17 protein-coding genes and 1 pseudogene are annotated in these 16,478 nt (G+C 65.2%); 10 read left to right on the top strand and 8 right to left on the bottom strand.

The features are described 5' to 3' along the window. Nucleotides 1–126: 126 nt before the first annotated feature. Nucleotides 127–897 carry a type 1 glutamine amidotransferase domain-containing protein gene (locus CK228_RS20705; protein WP_095775619.1) on the bottom strand — a complete coding sequence of 257 codons (771 nt, stop codon included), beginning with the start codon at nt 895–897 and terminating at the stop codon, nt 127–129. 110 nt (nt 898–1,007) lie between these two features. On the opposite strand from CK228_RS20705, the gene CK228_RS20700 reads away from it, so the two are divergent. Continuing rightward, a complete protein-coding gene (locus CK228_RS20700; RefSeq protein ID WP_095789054.1) occupies nt 1,008–1,361 on the top strand; it encodes a helix-turn-helix domain-containing protein in 354 nt (117 codons plus the stop codon). Nucleotides 1,362–1,374: 13 nt separating this feature from the next. Here the strand turns inward: CK228_RS20700 and CK228_RS20695 are convergent, their stop codons facing one another. Both CK228_RS20695 and CK228_RS20690 read right to left on the bottom strand, forming a co-directional pair. Beyond that, entirely contained in the window at nt 1,375–2,022 is a 648-nt protein-coding gene (locus CK228_RS20695; RefSeq protein WP_095775618.1) for a cysteine hydrolase, read from the bottom strand. Beyond that, nucleotides 2,019–2,351, bottom strand: a complete 333-nt coding sequence (locus tag CK228_RS20690; RefSeq protein WP_095789034.1) for a hypothetical protein — start codon at nt 2,349–2,351, stop codon at nt 2,019–2,021. Before CK228_RS20690 ends, CK228_RS20695 begins: the two co-directional genes overlap by 4 nt. A gap of 174 nt (nt 2,352–2,525) precedes the next feature. On the opposite strand from CK228_RS20690, the gene CK228_RS20685 reads away from it, so the two are divergent. The 7 genes and pseudogenes from CK228_RS20685 (at nt 2,526) to CK228_RS20650 (ending at nt 10,745) form a co-directional block, all read left to right on the top strand. Further along, entirely contained in the window at nt 2,526–2,927 is a 402-nt protein-coding gene (locus tag CK228_RS20685) for a RidA family protein (protein ID WP_095789033.1), read from the top strand. A 590-nt stretch (nt 2,928–3,517) separates the two neighbouring features. Next, nucleotides 3,518–4,957 (top strand): pyridoxal-phosphate dependent enzyme, encoded by a 1,440-nt coding sequence (locus CK228_RS20680; RefSeq protein ID WP_095789032.1) that lies wholly within the window; start codon nt 3,518–3,520, stop codon nt 4,955–4,957. Further along, on the top strand, nt 4,954–6,138 hold the full coding sequence (locus tag CK228_RS20675) for a PLP-dependent aspartate aminotransferase family protein (RefSeq protein WP_095789031.1): 1,185 nt from the start codon (nt 4,954–4,956) through the stop codon (nt 6,136–6,138). The genes CK228_RS20680 and CK228_RS20675 overlap by 4 nt, the downstream gene beginning before the upstream one ends. Before the next feature lie 46 nt (nt 6,139–6,184). Further along, nucleotides 6,185–7,153: a GlxA family transcriptional regulator gene (locus CK228_RS20670; RefSeq protein ID WP_095789030.1), complete on the top strand. Its 969-nt coding sequence runs from the start codon at nt 6,185–6,187 to the stop codon at nt 7,151–7,153. A gap of 305 nt (nt 7,154–7,458) precedes the next feature. Then, a pseudogene (locus CK228_RS20665) lies at nt 7,459–8,762 on the top strand (Xaa-Pro peptidase family protein). A 346-nt stretch (nt 8,763–9,108) separates the two neighbouring features. Continuing rightward, nucleotides 9,109–9,789 carry an isochorismatase family protein gene (locus CK228_RS20655; protein WP_095789028.1) on the top strand — a complete coding sequence of 227 codons (681 nt, stop codon included), beginning with the start codon at nt 9,109–9,111 and terminating at the stop codon, nt 9,787–9,789. Then, nucleotides 9,786–10,745, top strand: coding sequence for an alpha/beta hydrolase (locus tag CK228_RS20650; RefSeq protein WP_095789027.1), 960 nt, complete (start codon nt 9,786–9,788; stop codon nt 10,743–10,745). The genes CK228_RS20655 and CK228_RS20650 overlap by 4 nt, the downstream gene beginning before the upstream one ends. 3 nt (nt 10,746–10,748) lie before the next feature. Here the strand turns inward: CK228_RS20650 and dnaQ are convergent, their stop codons facing one another. The 5 genes from dnaQ to CK228_RS20625 form a co-directional block, all read right to left on the bottom strand. Further along, on the bottom strand, nt 10,749–11,471 hold the full coding sequence (gene dnaQ / locus CK228_RS20645) for a DNA polymerase III subunit epsilon (protein WP_095789026.1): 723 nt from the start codon (nt 11,469–11,471) through the stop codon (nt 10,749–10,751). Nucleotides 11,472–11,568: 97 nt separating this feature from the next. Beyond that, nucleotides 11,569–12,156, bottom strand: a complete 588-nt coding sequence (gene coaE, locus CK228_RS20640) for a dephospho-CoA kinase (protein WP_095789025.1) — start codon at nt 12,154–12,156, stop codon at nt 11,569–11,571. Beyond that, nucleotides 12,153–12,995 carry a shikimate dehydrogenase gene (locus CK228_RS20635; protein ID WP_095789024.1) on the bottom strand — a complete coding sequence of 281 codons (843 nt, stop codon included), beginning with the start codon at nt 12,993–12,995 and terminating at the stop codon, nt 12,153–12,155. The genes coaE and CK228_RS20635 overlap by 4 nt, the downstream gene beginning before the upstream one ends. Further along, nucleotides 12,988–13,587, bottom strand: a complete 600-nt coding sequence (locus tag CK228_RS20630; RefSeq protein ID WP_095789023.1) for a Maf-like protein — start codon at nt 13,585–13,587, stop codon at nt 12,988–12,990. Before CK228_RS20630 ends, CK228_RS20635 begins: the two co-directional genes overlap by 8 nt. Nucleotides 13,588–13,635: 48 nt before the next feature. Next, nucleotides 13,636–14,457, bottom strand: a complete 822-nt coding sequence (locus tag CK228_RS20625) for a pyruvate, water dikinase regulatory protein (protein WP_095775602.1) — start codon at nt 14,455–14,457, stop codon at nt 13,636–13,638. A gap of 404 nt (nt 14,458–14,861) precedes the next feature. Here CK228_RS20625 and hemE point away from each other — a divergent pair, with 404 nt between their 5' ends. Both hemE and hemJ read left to right on the top strand, forming a co-directional pair. After that, nucleotides 14,862–15,893: a uroporphyrinogen decarboxylase gene (gene hemE, locus CK228_RS20620; protein WP_095789022.1), complete on the top strand. Its 1,032-nt coding sequence runs from the start codon at nt 14,862–14,864 to the stop codon at nt 15,891–15,893. Continuing rightward, nucleotides 15,893–16,429, top strand: a complete 537-nt coding sequence (gene hemJ / locus CK228_RS20615) for a protoporphyrinogen oxidase HemJ (protein WP_095789021.1) — start codon at nt 15,893–15,895, stop codon at nt 16,427–16,429. The genes hemE and hemJ overlap by 1 nt, the downstream gene beginning before the upstream one ends. The last annotated feature ends 49 nt before the right edge of the window (nt 16,430–16,478 follow it).

Here is a 16,478-nt window from a genome sequence, read left to right as displayed (position 1 = left end):
GCGCGCGATGTGCAGTCATGGCTTCCATCCTTCGAAAGCCCGGCTTCCAAGTCAATTCTGCTTAGTCAAGCTGTCCGCTCCGAGGGGCGCACTCCAAAAACCGCTCACACTTTTCCTGGAATTGCTCTAGCCGCCCAGCGCCTCGCAGACCAGGCGCGCGGTCTCGGCGCCGGAAAAATTCTGCTGGCCGGTGATCAGATTGCCGTCGCGCACGGCAAAGCCGCGCCACAGCCCGGCTTGCACATAATTGGCACCGATGGCCTTCAACTCGTCCTCGATGCGCCAGGGCATCAGATGCTTGCCGCGCTCGAGCGCGCCCATCTCCCACGTCGCCTTGTCGGCGAAATCCTCCTCGGCATTGGCGAAACCGGTCACCGTCTTGCCGGCGGCGAGCAGCGAGCCGTCGGCACGCCTGGCGTAGCGCAGCAGCGCGGTGCCGTGGCAGAGCGCGGCGGCCACCTTGCCGGCCTCATGGAAGGCGACGAAGGTTCGCTGCAGGTCGGTCGCGCTCTCGTAGCTGAACATCGGCGCCTGGCCGCCGGCGACCACAATCGCGTCAAAGCTGTCGACATCGATCTCCGCTGCCGGCCGCGTGGTCTCGACCAGGGCCGCCAGTTTCGGACTTGACAGGAAGCCGAGCGAGATGAGGTCGGTCTCCGAATAGCCCGATGGGTCACGCGGGTCGCTCAGCGCGTCGGCCTCGCATCTGCCGCCCTCGGGCGAAAAGATTTCCACCGCATAGCCGCGCTCGGTGAAGGCAAACCACGGATGCGTCAGCTCGCTCCACCAGAAGCCGACCGGCCATCCTGTCGTGGTCGATACGGCCGGATTGGCGATGACGATGGCGGCACGCTTTGGCTTGCGTGCATTGACCGGATTGGCATCCCTGACGCTCATCTTGGCTCTCCCTTATGAAACTGTCGCCGACAAAGCCGGGCCCGGCAATCTGGCCATATGGCGGGGCAAATTCCGCTTCCGTCGCCGCAGGGCCTTGCTACGATGACGGCATGGCACAACGCGGTAGACTCTATGGCTGCCCGGTCGAGTTCGCGCTTGACGCGCTCGGCGGCAAGTGGAAAACGGTGATCATCGCACGCATCAAGCAAGGGCCGCTGCGCTATTCCGAGCTGCGCCGGCTGATCCCCTCGCTCTCCGACAAGATGCTGACGCAGCGCCTCGCCGATCTCGTCGAGATCGGCTTCGTCGTGCTCGAGACGTCGCCCGACGGCAAGGGACGCTACGCCTTGACCGAGCGCGGCCACGATCTCGCTGCAGCACTCCAGGCGCTCTACGACTGGGGCAGCGTGCATGGCCGCGCCGAGGGCGTGCGCTTCCGCACTGATATCGAGGCGTCGGCCTAGCAACTTTTGTCCCTCAGTGCGCAGCGGCCAGCGCGCCGCAGAAGCCGGCGACATCGGTGATGACGGCCTCGCCGAGGAAACGCAGCGTCGCCATCGAGCGGTCGCGCGCTTCGCGGTTGCCGAAGCCGCAGGCGTCCTCGATCACAACGGCCGTAACGCCATTGTCGGTCGCCTGGCGGACGGTCGGCTCGATGCCGATCTCCGTGGCGATGCCGGCAAGGGCGACGGCGCGCACGCCGCAATCGCCGAGCGCAAAGCCAAGCGCCGTGGAATCGAAGGCCGACATGGTCAGCTTGTCGAACACGGCTTCGTCGGCGCGGGGCGCCAGTTCGGGGACGATCCCGGTCGCTTGGGCGTCGCGCAAAAACCACGGCTCGACCGCGTCGGGGTTGTCGCGCCGCTGCCAGGCCATGGCGGTGCGCAGTTGGGTGGCGCCCATCCATTTGCGTGGCAGAGAGAGATGGCGCGTGAACGCCACCCGCATGCCGGCCGAGCGGGCGGCTTCGAGCACGATGCCGGTGCGCTCGACGATATCGGCCGCGCCGGCGACCTGGCGGCAGATGCCGACCTGCATGTCGTAGACCACCAGCGCCATGCGGCGCGGATCGCACCATTCGACCAGCCTGGCCGGAATCTCGATGCCTTCGCTGGACCGGATCATGCCGCGGTCCGGTCCCAGGGTTGGGCGATGTCGACGCTGGGGTCGAACAGATATTCGAGCGGCAGCGGTGCCGGATCGAAAGCCAGGAAGTGCCATTCGAGCAGCCCAGCCTTCGACAGCGGGAAGTCGTCGGTGTAGCGCCTGGCTTCCTCGACGCTGTCGAGTTCGAAGACGATGATGACGCCGCCGACATCGGCGCGGGCATGGTTTTCGCGCACGATGCCTGCCTTCCACAGCCGCCAGACATTCGAGACCTCGTCGCGCAGATAGGGTTTCAAATCGTCGAGGGCGACGCCGGGCTTGAAGTTGTCATAGGCGATGATCTTCATCCGGCTGTCTCCTCTTGGCATGTCAGCATCGCACGGCCCGCTTGCTGTTCGGGGCAGGCGTCGCGTTCGGCTAGCATGTCGAAAATGGCGGCTTCAACGAACGAGATGGTTCGTTGAAACGAACTGCCGGTTGGCCTTTCGTGGCGCGCGGCATCCAGCGGAGAGGGGACGAGAATGGGCATCGAGCGGCTGAACCCGAAGGGCATGCACGGCAACCCGGCCTATTCGCAAGGCGTGGCGCTGCCGGCCTCGGCGCGCATCGTGCTGATCGGCGGCCAGAACGGCATCGATGCCGATGGCCGGATCGTCGGCAAGGGCGACATCGCGGCGCTGACCGCGCAGGCGCTCGCCAATCTGGCGATGGTGCTCGATGCCGGCGGCGCCGGGCCGCAGGATCTCGTCCGCCTGTCGATCTACATTGTCGGCGACGCCGATATCGGGCCGGCCTTCGGCGTCTGGATGGCATTCTGGGGCGACCGCACGCCGCCGCCGGTGGTGACGGGCATACGCGTCCTCGGCCTAGCCAATCCGGATTTCCTGATCGAGATCGAGGGGCAGGCGGCGGTTGAAGCGTAATCTCCCCCTTGAGGCTACGCCACGCACACATCTTCTGTGACTGGCATGACGGATCGGCCCGAGGCTTGATTGCCACGTGGTTCCCCCAATCCGTCGCTGCTTCGCAGCGCCACCTTTCCCCCCTCCGGAGGGAAAGGAAGGGAGCTTTGCTGGACAAGCGTTGACGGCAAAAAGCTTGGCGCCTTTCCTCTACCCCGTCGATCGGGGGGGTCCGAAGGACGGGCGAGACCCGTGGCTCGCCCCGGCAGTGGCTCGGCGAAGCCGAGACGGAGTGGGGGTCGACCAGCGCCGCATAAGAGAACGCATGCGCCAAGCTGCTCTGCACGTTATCGCCAAAGACCAGCTGCTTGGAAATGTGTGCATCCCGTAGCCCCTTGAGGGGGACATTAAGCGCCGCCTGGAATTTCATTCCTCGTCTGGCCGTCTGATTGGCACGTTCTATCTTCTTTCCCGCGACAAACGGCTGGAAAAGAGGCTACGCTGCCGCTCTGCCGGCTCAATCAAATAAGCAGAGCATGATGTCGTCCGAAAACCGCTTCACACTTTTCGGCATCATACTCTAGGCGGTCGCTTGATCAGGGAGCTTCGATATGAGCGAGCACGGAAAAGCCGCGCCAGGCAGCGCCGCCCCGGATGGCCAATCGTCGCGCCTGCGGCCACCTTATAAATCGGTGCTCGACCTGATCGGCCAGACGCCGGTGGTCGAGCTGACCAAGTTCGACACCGGCAAATGCCGGCTGTTCATCAAGCTCGAAAGCCAGAACCCCGGCGGCTCGATCAAGGACCGCATCGCGCTGTCGATGATCGCGGCGGCGGAGAAAGAGGGTAAGCTCAAGCGCGGCGGCACCATCGTCGAGGCGACAGCCGGCAATACCGGCCTTGGCCTTGCCCAGGTCGGCATCCCCAAGGGCTACCGCATCGTGCTGGTCGTGCCGGACAAGATGTCGCGCGAGAAGATCCAGCATCTGCGCGCGCTGGGAGCCGAGGTGCGCATGACGCGCTCCGACGTCGGCAAGGGCCACCCGGAATATTACCAGGACATGGCCGAGAAGATCGCGGCGGAAGTGCCCGGCGCCTTCTATGCCAACCAGTTCGCCAATCCGGCCAACCCGCTGGCGCATGAGACGACCACCGGCCCGGAGATCTTTTCGCAGCTCGACGGCAATGTCGACGCGGTGGTGGTCGGCGTCGGCTCGGGCGGTACGCTGACCGGGCTTGGCCGCTACTTCGCCAAGGTGTCGCCGAAGACCGAAATGGTGCTGGCCGATCCGGTCGGCTCGGTGCTGGCGCCCTTGATCAAGACCGGCAAGATGGAAGAGGCCGGCAGCTGGACGGTGGAAGGCATAGGCGAGGATTTCGTGCCGCCCAATGCCGATCTGTCGCTGGTCAAGAAGGCCTATTCGATATCAGACAAGCAAAGCATGCTGGCGGTGCGCGATCTCCTGTCGCGCGAAGGCATTCTGGCTGGTTCGTCGTCGGGCACGCTTTTATCGGCCGCCTTGCGCTATTGCCGCGAGCAGACGACAGCGAAACGCGTCGTCACCTTCGTCTGCGACAGCGGCAACAAGTACCTGTCGAAGGTGTTCGACGATTTCTGGCTGGCCGAACAGGGTCTGGCCGAGCACGAGCAGCATGGCGATTTGCGCGACCTGGTCATGCGCACCCACCGCACCGGCGACACGGTCTATGTCGGCCCGGATGAGAGCCTGCTCAACGCCTATGGCCGCATGCGCCGCTCCGATGTCTCGCAGCTGCCGGTGCTGGAAGACGGCAAGCTGATCGGCATCGTCGACGAAAGCGATATCCTGGCCAAGGTCGACGGTCCCTATGACGGGCGCTGGGAGCGCTTCAACGGTCCGGTGCGCACGGCGATGACCTCCAATCTGCACACGCTGCAGGCCAGCCAGACGCTGGATACGCTGCTGCCGGTGTTCGACCGCAACGAGGTCGCCATCATCTTCGACGGCGACGAGTTCGTCGGCCTGATCACCCGCATCGACCTGATCAACCATTTGAGGCGCGCACGATGACCAGCCACACACCACCACCATCGGGCAAGAATCGCCTGGCCTTCTCGACGCGCACCATCCATGGCGGCCAGAGCCACGATCCGCTGACCGGCGCGGTGATGGTGCCGATCTATGCCACCTCGACCTACGGCCAGCAGTCGCCGGGCGTGCACAAGGGGTTCGAGTACGCCCGCAGCCAGAACCCGACGCGCTTCGCCTTCGAGCGCGCGGTGGCGGACCTCGAAAGCGGCACCGCCGCCTTTGCCTTCGCCTCCGGCCTGGCGGCGATCTCGACCGTGCTGGAGCTGCTCGATGCCGGTGCCCATATCGTCGCCACCGACGACATCTATGGCGGCTCGTTCCGGCTGATGGAGCGGGTGCGCAAGCGCTCGGCGGGCCTGCAGGTCTCTTTCGTCGACTTCACCGACCTTGCGGCGGTGGAAGCCGCGATCCGGCCCGAGACGAAGCTGCTGTGGGTCGAGACGCCGACCAACCCGCTGCTGCGCATCGTCGACCTCGAAGGCGTCGCCGCGCTGGCCAAGCGCAAGGGCGTCCTCACCGTCGCCGACAACACGTTCTGCAGCCCCTATATCCAGCGGCCGCTGGAACTCGGCATCGACATCGTCGTGCACTCGACGACAAAGTATCTCAACGGCCATTCCGACATGGTCGGCGGCGTGGCCGTCGTCGGCGACAACACGGAATTGGCGGCCCAGCTGAAATTCCTACAGAACGCCATCGGCGCCATATCGGGCCCGTTCGACAGCTTTCTCGCGCTGCGCGGCCTGAAGACGCTGGCGCTGAGGATGGAGCGGCACTCCGACAACGGGCTGAAGATCGCGCAGTGGCTGGAAGCGCGAAAAGATGTGCGCCGCGTGATCTATCCCGGCCTCGCCAGCCATCCGCAGCATTCCATCGCCGTCCAGCAGATGCACGCCTTCGGCGGCATGATATCAGCCGTGCTCGACCGCGATCTCGCGGGAACCAAACGCTTCCTCGAACGCACGCAGCTGTTCACGCTGGCCGAAAGCCTCGGCGGGGTTGAGAGCCTGATCGAGCATCCGGCGCTGATGACGCATGGGTCGATCCCGGCCGAGAAGCGCGACGAGATCGGCATCTCGGATTCGCTGGTGCGGCTGTCGGCGGGGATCGAGGATGGCGACGATCTGATCGCCGATCTGGAGCAGGCGCTGGGGGGATAGCGCCAGCGGTTGACGCCAAACCCCATTCGCCCGAGATGTAGCGGCCATGGCCATGCGCGAACCCGAAAAACCCACCGAACCCCTGACCTTCGCGGTGCTGGTATTCCCCGGCTTTCCGATGATGGCGTTCAGCTCCGTCATCGAGCCGCTGCGTGCCGCCAACATTCTGGCGAAGCGGCAATGCTATCGCTGGATCATCGTCGGCGGCACGAAAGGCGCGGTCGAGGCGTCGAATGGGGTGGTCATCCAGCCGGGCTTCTATGCCGAGGATGCGCCGAAGGTCGACCGCATCGTCGTCTGCTCGGGCGGCGATGCCGACCATCTCGTCGCCGAGGACGCGGCCAGCTGGATCCGCCGCAGCCTGCGGGGTGGCGCCCATATCGGCGCGGTGGCGGATGCCGCCTTCTTCCTGGCGCGCGCCGGCCTGCTCGACGGCCATGCCTGCACCTTGCACTGGACCAGCCAGGCCGCCTTCACCGAGGCGTTTCCTGCAATCGAGCTGCGGCGCGACCTCTATGTCATCGACCGCAAGCGCTTCACCTCGGCCGGCGGCGTCGGCAGCCTCGACATGATGCTGGAGATCATCACCCGCGACTATGGCGCCGAGCTTGCCGCCGGCGTCGCCGAATGGTTCGTGCACAGCCAGCTGCGTTCCAGCGTCGACCGCAAGCTGATGCCGCTCAGGCTGCGCACCGGCGTGCAGAACGAGCTGGTGCTGTCGGCCATCGCCATCATGGAGGACGCGGTCGAGGAACGGCTCGGCATGGCCGAGCTGACGGCGCGGCTCGGCGTCTCCTCCGACAAGCTCGAGCGCTCCTTTCGCTCCGAACTCGCCATCTCGCCCAATGGCTACTACCGGCGGCTCAGGCTGAAGCGCGCCGCCGACCTCCTGGCGCATTCGACGCTCGCCGTGCGCGACGTGGCGCTGGCCTGCGGCTTTGCCTCGATGTCGAGCTTTGCCCGGGCTTTTCGAGAAGAGCATGGCCATCCCCCGAAGCTGGCTCGGAGGCATTAGGGCTTTCGAATGCTGGCGGGCCAGCGCCCCCCTCTGTCCTGCCGGACATCTCCCCCACACGGGGGGAGATCGGCTGTCACCGCCGCTTTCGCCAATCGCTACGTTGAAGAAGGCGCGCGGTTGCCGACACTGCAATCTCCCCACTCGTGGGGGAGATGCCCGGCAGGGCAGAGGGGGGCGCGAAGGATCGCGACGCCTCTCAATTGTCAGCGGCATCCCGCATAACCCCTGCGGTTTTCCGCACAATGCCTCCGCCGCTGCTGCGCCATGGTCTGACCTTGCAACCGATCCAAGGCCGAACCCCCATGAGCATCGTCGTATTCGACCCCGACAGCACCGAGGACGTCGACTTCAAGGACCGCATGCGCCACCCGGCGGCGGCCGATCCGGCGGGCGGCATGTGGCTGTCGGACACCGAGCCGTCCTTCATCGACGCGGATGCCTTGCGCAAAGGCCGGTTGGCCAAGCTGCACGGCTGGATGCGTGACGCCGGCTATGGCGGCGTGGTGCTGTTCGATCCGTACAATCAGCGCTACGCCACCGGCTCGCGCAACATGTTCGGCTACTTCCTGCGCAACTCGACCCGTTATTTCTTTATTCCCACCGAAGGACCGATCGTGCTGTTCGAATATCCGCAGAGCTACCATGTCTCGATGGTGCTCGACACGATCGACGAGGCGCGTCCGTCCAAGCTCGTCTGGTCGTCGGTCTCCGGCCGTGACGACGAAACCGCCGGGCCCTTCGCCGACGAGATCGCCGAGCTCCTGAAGAAGCATGGCGGCGGCTCGATGAAGCTCGGCCTCGACCGCTGCAGCCATCTGCAGGCGCTGGCGCTGGAAAAGCGCGGCTGCGAGGTCAGGGATTGCCAGGGCGAAATCCTGGCGGTGCGCGCGGTGAAGACGCCCGAGGAGGTGAAATGCCTGCAGGTGTCGATGGCCGGCGCCGAGGCCGCGGTCTATGCGGTGCGCGAGGCGATCAGCCCGGCGTCTCCGAAAACGAGCTGTTCGCAATCATGTATGGCGAGGTCATCCGCCAGGGCGGCGAGTTCATCGAGACGCGGCTGCTCACATCGGGCCAGCGCACCAATCCGTGGTTCAACGAGGCCAGCGGCCGCAAGATCCGGCCGGGCGAGCTGCTCGCGCTCGATACCGACACGATCGGCTGCTACGGCTATTACTCCGATTTCTCCCGCACCTTCCGCTGCGGACCGGGCAAGCCGACCGATTACCAGAAGTCGCTCTACCGCATGGCGCACGACCAGGTTCAGCACAATATTTCGATCGTCAAGCCCGGCATGGCGTTTCGCGAAATCGCCGAAAAGGCCTGGAAGATCCCCGACCGCTTCGTCGACCAGCGCTATACCTCGGTGATGCACGGCGTCGGCATGCATGGCGAGACACCGTTCATCGCCCATGCCATGGATTACGAGACCTATGGCCGCGACGGCCATATCGTGCCAGGCATGGTGGTGAGCGTGGAAAGCTATATCGGCGAGAAGGGCGGCCGCGAGGGCGTCAAGCTGGAGGACGAAATCCTGATCACCGAGACGGGCACCGAGCTTCTGTCGCGCTTTCCCTATGAAGACGAGTTTCTGGAGAAGCAGGTTTGATGCCTACTGTCCGCCTCCGTGATGTGACCTTCGCGGCTGGCGCAGCCTCCCATCGCTTCGTCATCCTAGGGCGGAGCAAGGAGCGCAGCGACGCGGCGCAGACCCCTGGAGCTGCTCCGCAGCCCAAGGGATCCATGCCGGGACTCCGAAGCGTTGCTACGGTTCAGGTTCTGCTCCGTCGCATCCTTCGACCGAGGTCACGGCATGGATCCTCGGGTCTCCGCGACGGAGCTTCGCTCCTGCTCCGCCCGTGGATGACGAAGGTGGGGAAGCGCCGGCTATCCACCACCGCTAGCGCCAACCCGCCGAACGGGCGGACGTTCGTCCTGAACCCAGGCGCCTCCACATGAAAAGCCCCATCTCCATCAGCAGAGGCACGGTGGCCGCAATCTTCATCGACCTGCAGGAAGAGCACCGGCAGGACAAGCGCTATCTCGTCGAGGGCTTCGCCGGCATCCTGGCCAACGTCCAGCGGCTGCAAGAAGCGGCGCGCGCCAACCACGCGCCGCTCCAGCATTGGGCCTATATCGTCGATCTCGACAAGCAGGACCGGCCGTTTCATCCGCTCGGTGCCGACGGCAAGTCGGCCTTTTCCGACAAGTCCGATCCGCTGACCGAGATCTGCCATGAAGTGGCGCCGGCCAGGGACGAAGCGCTGCTGATCAAGGCCGAGGCCAGCGCCTTCCGCAGCGGGCCGACGGCGGATCGGCTCAAGGCGTCAGGCATCGAATGGCTGGTCATCGCCGGCGTCTGGACCGAGGCCTGCATCGATGCATCAGTCAAGGACGCCGTGGCGAAAGGTTTTCGCGTGCTCCTGGTCAAGGATGCCTGCGGCAGCGGCAGCGCCGCCATGCACCAGACCGGCATCCTCAACCTCGCCAACCGGCTCTATGGCGGGGCGGTCACCGACACCGACGGCGCCTGCCGGCTGCTGGCCGGCGAGACGGTCACCGCCTGGCAGGTCGAGGGGTCGGTGCCGCTTCGCTTCACCTTCGACAATGCGGCGGCGCTCTACGCCGATCTATGACGGCAGACCGACACCGCGGCAAATACGAAACACGGCTCGACCCGGCATTGTGGGCCTATATCGACAGTGTCGACGCCTGGTACCCGCCCGAGGTGATCGGCCTGCCGATCGACAAGCAGCGCGCGGTCTATGACAGGATGTGCCGGGCTTTCCACCGGGGCCGGCCCGCCGGGGTCAAGGCCAGCGACGGCCTGGTCACCGCCCCGGGCCACCGCATACCGATCCGCCGCTACCAGCCGGCCGGCAAGGCGGCGCGGGCCGTGGTGCTCTATTTCCATGGCGGAGGCTTCATCCTCGGCGGGCTCGACAGCCATGACGACATCTGCGCCGAGATCTGCGCCGGCACCGGCTTCGACGTGCTGTCGGTCGACTACCGGCTGGCACCCGAGCATGTCCACCCCGCGGCCTTCGACGATGCGATGGCCGCCTTCGCATGGGCGGCGGAGACGTCAGGCCTGCCGGTCGTTCTGTGCGGCGAGAGCGCCGGCGGCAATCTGGCGGCCGCCGTGGCGCGGGCGACGCGCCAGCATATCAGGGCCGCTATCGGCCAGGTGCTGATCTATCCCGGCCTCGGCGGCGACGAGGCCGCCGGCTCCTATGTCGAACATGCCGAGGCGCCGCTGCTGTCCGTCGGCGACATCGCCTTCTACCGCGACGTCCGTTCAGGCAAGCGGCAATCGCCGGACGACCCGACCTTTTCACCGCTGCGCGGCCGCGACTTTTCCGGCCTGCCGCCGACGGTGATCATAACGGCCGAGTGCGACCCGCTATCGTCCGACGGCGAAACCTACCGCGACCGCATCGTTGCGGCCGGCGGCAAGGCCTGGTGGCATGAAGAGAAGCGCCTGGTTCACAGTTTCCTGCGCGCCCGCACCACGGTGCCGGCCGCGGCGGAAGCTTTTGCCCGCATCATCGCGGCGATTGCATCACTGGGGCAGGGCGAGTGGCCGTATTGAGTCCTACGACGCCGCGACGCTCTTTTCGGAGGAACTGGCTTTCAGCCAGAGCGCCTTTTCGCCGAGCGTGGCGACCATGGCGGCATGCGCCGCACGCTCCGCTTCGGTCAGGCGCGGCAGCAGCGGCCTCGGGCGCTCGGCGACGATGATCTCGATGTGCCTGACATTCTCGCCCTGTGCCGGCGCGTTGGCGCTGTCGAGGATAAGCGCCGCCTGCTTGCCGCCGATCAGCTCGATATAGACCTCGGCCAGCAATTCGGAATCGAGCAGCGCGCCGTGCTTGGTGCGCTTGGTGTTGTCGATGCCGTAGCGCCGGCAGAGCGCATCGAGCGAATTGGGGCCCATCGGGTGCTTGCGGCGCGCCAGCGCCAGCGTGTCGACGACACGGCCGGGATCGACGACGGGATGGCCGAGCCGGCCGAATTCGACATTGAGGAAGCCGATGTCGAACGTGGCGTTGTGGGCGACCAGCCTGGCGCCTTCGGTGAAGGTCAGCCATTCCTCGGCGATTTCGGCAAAGGTCGGCTTTCCCGCGAGATCGGCCGCGCTGATGCCATGCACCGCCTGCGCCTCCTCATGGATCGCCCGGCCCTGCGGGTTGATATAGTGGTGAAACGTCCTGCCGGTCGGGAAACGGTTGACCAGTTCGACGCCGCCCAGCTCGATCACGCGGTCGTCGCGTGAATCAAGGCCGGTGGTTTCCGTATCGAAGATGATCTCGCGCATCGAATCAGTTTGCTCCTGGGGGCAGAATCACGAGACCGGAACAAAATGGCAATGCCTGTTTTGCCTTCTCCCCTTGTGGGAGAAGGGAAGGAAGCCGTCAGCGACCCCCGATCAGTTCGGCGATGATGCCGGCGACGGCGGCACGCGCGGCGTCCAGCCCCTGGCCGGTGTCGATGACGAAATCGGCCAGCCTGCGCTTCTCCTCATCCGGCACTTGCTTGGCCAGAATCGCCGCCAGTTTTTCTTCCGTCATGCCCGGCCGGGCCAGCACGCGCTGGCGCTGGATTTCGGCGGGCGCCGTGACGACGACGACCTTGTCGACGCGGCCACGGCCGCCGGTTTCGAAGAGCAGCGGAATGTCGAGCACGGCGATCGATTCGCCCGCGTTACGATGCCTGGCCAGGAAGGCGTCGGCGTCGGCGCGCACCAGCGGATGGATGATGGCTTCCAGCCGCTTCAGCGCGGCGGCATCGCCAAGCACGCGCGCGCCAAGTTTTACGCGGTCGACCACGCCATCGACAACCGTTCCGGGAAACGCGGCCTCGATCAGAGGTGCCGCCGCGCCGGAATAGAGGCGATGCACCGCCTCGTCGGAATCATGGACCGGCACGCCCGCCTCGGCGAACATTTTGGCCGTGGTCGACTTGCCCATGCCGATCGAGCCGGTGAGACCGAGCACGATCATGGTTTCGGCACCAGATCGGCAACGATAAGCGCGCGCAGCTCAGCCGTGACCTGCGGCCTGACGCCGAACCAATGTTCGAAGCCGGGCACGGCCTGGTTGAGCAGCATGCCGAGGCCGTCGACCGTCTTCAGCCCCCTGGCGCGCGCGGCGGCGAGCAAAGGCGTTTCCAGCGGCACATAGACGAGGTCGGTGACGATGGCGTGGGCCGGCAGCAGGGCCGGGTCGGCGGCGAGACCTTCATTGCCGACCATGCCGAGCGCGGTGGTGTTGACCAGCAGGCCGGCGTCGGCCAGCAATTCGTTGGTCGCCGCCGTGCCATGCGCCGAAACGCCGGCGCCGAAACGATCGCGCAATTCCTGCGCCCGGGCCAGCGTGCGGTTGACGATGCGGATGTCGGAAAAACCGCGTTGCTTCAGCGCCTGGATGACGGCGCGCGACGCGCCGCCGGCGCCGAGCACGACCGCGGGGCCCGTATTCGCCCAGCCGGGCGCGTAGTCATCGAGGTTGGCGGCAAAGCCGTGACCGTCGGTGTTGCCGCCCCACAGCACGCCGTCCTCAAACCACAGCGTGTTGACGGCGCCGATTTCTTCGGCCGCCTGGTCGCGGCGGTGGACGAGAGCGAAGGCGGCTTCCTTGTGCGGAATGGTGACATTGCCGCCGCGAAACCCGTTTGCCTGCAATGTCGCGATGAATTCGGCAAAATCCTGCGGCGCCACGTCGATCGCCTCGTAGCTGCCGTCGATGCCGTGCTGGACCAGCCAGTGGCCGTGGATCTTCGGTGACCGCGAATGCTTGATCGGGTGGCCGGTGACAAAAGCCTTCTTCGTTGCCTCAACCATCGATGGCTCCGAGCGTGCGCAATTCCGCCAGCAGCGGCAAAAGCGGCAGGCCGACAATGGTGAAATAATCGCCTTCGATCTTTTCGAAGAGCTGGATGCCTTCGCCTTCGATCTGGTAGGCACCGACGCTGGCCAGCGCCTTGGCGCCGACACGGGCGAGATGGCGGCCGATGAAGCCGGGGTCGAGCTTGCGCATGGTCATGCCGGCGATGCCGACATAGCGCCACAGCACCTTGCCGTCACGCACCAGCACGGCGGCGCTGTTGAGCTGATGGGTCCTGCCCGACAGCGCCAGGAGATGGCGCCGCGCGCCTTCCATGTCGGCCGGCTTGTGGAACACCTCGTCACCCAAAGACAAAGTCTGGTCGCAGCCGAGCACCAGCGCGCCGGGCCGGCGTTCGCTGACCTCGGTGGCCTTGGCCTCGGCCAGCACCAGGGCGACATCCTCCGGCGAAACGCCGCTGTCCTGCAACGGCGCCTCGAGCGCGCGCTCGTCGACATCGGCCGGCACCGCCTCGATGTCGAGGCCAGCATGGATGAGCATCGCCTTGCGGAATGGACTGCCGGAAGCGAGGATGATTTTTTCGGTCATGGTTGTTCACCAGGGTCGGCGTTCCGTCACGCACGTATCTCGTTTGCCCTAGCGCGACTTCCCCCGCAGGGCAACGATCGCCGCGGCCGTTTCCTCGATCGAGCGGCGGCTGACGTCGATCATCGGCCAGCCATGGCGCGTGCAGATCTGGCGGGCGTAGGCGAGTTCCTCGTTGATGGCGGCGCGGTCGACATAGTCGGTCGGCACGTAGGAGCTGCTGTTGCCTAGGATGCGGTTCTGGCGGACATGCGAAATGCGCTCGGCGGTGGCGATCAGCCCGACGATCAGCGGTGTCTTGGCGGCAACCAGGCTTTCCGGCACCGGCACGCCGAGCACGATCGGGATGTTGGCGGTCTTGATGCCGCGGTTGGCGAGATAGATGCTGGTCGGCGTCTTCGACGTCCGCGAAATGCCGATCAGCACGACATCGGCATCGTCCATATTGGCCGGCAGCTGGCCGTCATCATGGTCCATGGTGAAGTTGAGGGCATCGATGCGGCGGAAATATTCGGCGTCGAGAACGTGCTGGGCGCCGACGCGGCGGCCGGCCGGCGTGCCGAGATAGGACTGGAAGACGGTGAGCACCGGCTCCAGCACCGACACACAGGGCAGGCCCATGGTGGCGCAGCGTTCGTCGATGCCGCGTGCCAGTTTCTGGTCGACGACCGTATAGAGAATGATGCCCGGCTCCTCCTCTATGTCCTCGAACACCTTGGCCACCTGCTTTTCGGTGCGGATGAGGGGATAGATGTGTTCAATCGCCCGCGCGTCCTTGTATTGCGCCGAAGCCGCCCGCCCGGCGGCGAGCAGCGTTTCGCCGGTCGCGTCGGAAATCAGGTGCAGGTGAAAGAAGCTCTGGGGTTTGTTCACAGGGGATCACCTGGGGCTGTGGGCGGATGTGGATAAGCCGGGACAGAAAGAGCGGCCGGTCGGGAGCGACTGTATCAGATGGCAGTTTGTCCACAATTCGATGCTCTGTCAGCTTCGCCGGCCGGCTGGGGACAAATCTGGGGACGGTCCCTTTTGCCTTTCGGCCATCCACAGGGCGGGGCTCTTCCTTGGCTTGCTAACGCTTTGACTCCGATGACGGATTCCGGACTGTCCCCAGAACCCCGAGGCTGGGAGAGGCGAGCGCGCGACAATATGCTTGCTGGCTTTTTGGCTGACGAAGCGGGACAGGTGACAACCACCACAACCAACAGACTCTTAGAATCAGAAGAATCTTAGATATAAGAATCTTTGATTATAGGAAGGCCGGGAGAGGCGAGCGCTCAATGCCCAAAAGCCGGATCATGCTGGACGTCCTGAAGGGCGAGGCGCACTTTCCGCCTCCGCTCTGGATGATGCGTCAGGCCGGACGTTATCTGCCGGAGTATCGCGAAACGCGCCGGCGTGCCGGTTCCTTCCTCGACCTCTGCTACGATCCCGACCTTGCGGTGGAAGTGACCTTGCAGCCGATCGAGCGCTTCGGCTTCGATGCCTCGATCCTGTTCTCCGACATCCTTGTCGTTCCGCATGCGCTTGGCCGCGACGTGCGCTTCGAGGAAGGGCGAGGACCGCTGCTGACGCCGATCTCGGTGGCCGAGATCATGGCTCTGGAAGGCGATGTGTTTCACGTGAATCTCGAACCGGTCTACGAGACGGTTCGCCGGCTGCGGGCAAAACTGCCTGATGAAACCACGCTGATCGGCTTCTGCGGCGCACCGTGGACGGTGGCGACCTATATGATCGCCGGCCATGGCACGCCAGACCAGGCGCCGGCGCGGCTGTTCGCCTATCGCGAGCCGGCTGCGTTTCAACATCTCCTGAAGGTGCTTGCCGACCATTCGGCGGCCTATCTGATCCGGCAGATCGAAGCCGGGGCGGATGTGGTGCAGATTTTCGATTCCTGGTCCGGCGTGCTCGACGATGCGACGTTCGACCAGTTTTGCGTTTGGCCGGTGGCCGAGATCGTCAGGCAGGTACGGGCCGTCCATCCCGATGTGCCGATCATCGGCTTCCCCAAGGGCGCCGGCGCCCGCTACCGGACCTATCGCCAGAAGACCGGCGTGACGGGGCTGGGGATCGACTGGACGGTGCCGCTGGCGGCGGCGAAGGATTTGCAGCGATCGGGTGCGGTCCAGGGCAATCTCGATCCCCTACGGCTGGTGGCCGGCGGCAAGGCGCTGTCGGACGGCGTCGAGGCGATCCTGAAAGCGCTGGGAGACGGGCCGCTGATCTTCAATCTCGGCCACGGCATCACGCCGGAGACGCCGATCGCGCATGTCGAGGCGATGGTGAAGCAGGTGAGGAGCGCGACACGCTGATGAATGAGACAAACAACACCAACAGCACCGGACAGGCGATGATGCGCATGATCGTCAGCATCGTTGTGCTGATCGTGCTGACGGCGCTTCTGTTTTTCGTCGCGCCAGAAAGTTTCTATCCCTGGGCAAAGGCGATCCATATCCTTGCCGTCATTTCCTGGATGGCCGGCATGCTCTATCTGCCGCGGCTGTTCGTCTATCACGTCGATGCCGCGAAAGGGTCGGCGCAGTCGGAGACCTTCAAGGTGATGGAGCGGCGCCTGCTGCGCGGCATCATCAATCCGGCGATGATCGTCACCTGGGTGTTCGGCCTTTGGCTCGCCTGGAAAATCTTCGGCTTCCAGGGGGGCTGGCTGCACGCCAAGATCGGCCTGGTGCTGCTTTTGTCCGCCGTTCACGGCTATCTGGCCGGCGCGGTGCGGAAATTCGCCGAAGATCGCAACGAAAAACCGGCGAGGCACTGGCGGATCGTCAACGAGATCCCCACATTGCTGATGATCGCCATCGTGATCCTGGTTGTCGTCAAGCCATTCTGAGGCCGATCAGGCCCCTTAAAACGCTGCTTGCTCTTTGATCCGACCGACG

It is taken from the genome of Mesorhizobium sp. WSM4312 (assembly GCF_002294875.1).
Taxonomy (GTDB): domain Bacteria; phylum Pseudomonadota; class Alphaproteobacteria; order Rhizobiales; family Rhizobiaceae; genus Mesorhizobium.
Note: the sequence above shows the minus strand (reverse complement) of the source record. Positions and strands in the feature narration are given on the sequence as shown.